Origin of the sequence: Pseudomonas sp. IPO3749 (assembly GCF_013386605.1) — a bacterium.
GTDB classification, from domain to species: domain Bacteria; phylum Pseudomonadota; class Gammaproteobacteria; order Pseudomonadales; family Pseudomonadaceae; genus Aquipseudomonas; species Aquipseudomonas azotoformans_A.
Map to the genome: position 1 here is coordinate 1 of NZ_JACARN010000145.1, position 519 is coordinate 519.

The following is a 519-nucleotide window of genomic DNA, read 5'->3' on the forward strand; positions in this document are numbered from 1 at the left end:
GTGCGGGGGCGATGAAAGTGGGGGAGAGCGGGTTGTGGGCGATGATCGAACGCAAGTTGGTCAGCCCCAGAAAACACAAAGCCCACCAAGAGGTGGGCTTTGTTGATGCAGGTGCTATCAGAACAATTTCAGCGCCGGTGCTTCTTCTTTCAACGGCTCGTTCTTCGCGGTCTGCTCGTTCCAACCGCCGCCGAGGGCCTTGTACAGGTTGACCTCGCTGGTCAGTTGCGCCAGGCGGTCGGTGATCAGCGATTGCTGGGCACTGAACAGTTGGCGCTGGGCATCGAGGAACGTCAGGTTGCTGTCGACACCAATGCGGTAGCGACGCTCGGCCAGTCGGTAGTAATCCTGGTTGGCCGCGACGAAGCCACGTTGGGCATCCAGTTGCTGCTTGTAGGTCTCACGTGCGGCGAGGCCGTCGGAGACTTCCTGGAAGCCGGTCTGAATGGCCTTCTCGTAGTTCGCCACGTTGATCTCTTTCTGGATCTTCGAGTAGTCCAGGCTGGCGCGCAGGCTGCC

1 protein-coding gene is annotated in these 519 nt (G+C 59.9%); it reads right to left on the bottom strand.

Features of this window, described 5'->3' with window-relative positions:
* Positions 1-117: 117 nt before the first annotated feature.
* Positions 118-519 (bottom strand): TolC family protein (locus HX812_RS31830; RefSeq protein WP_177060459.1); only part of this gene is annotated, 402 nt, incomplete at its 5' end.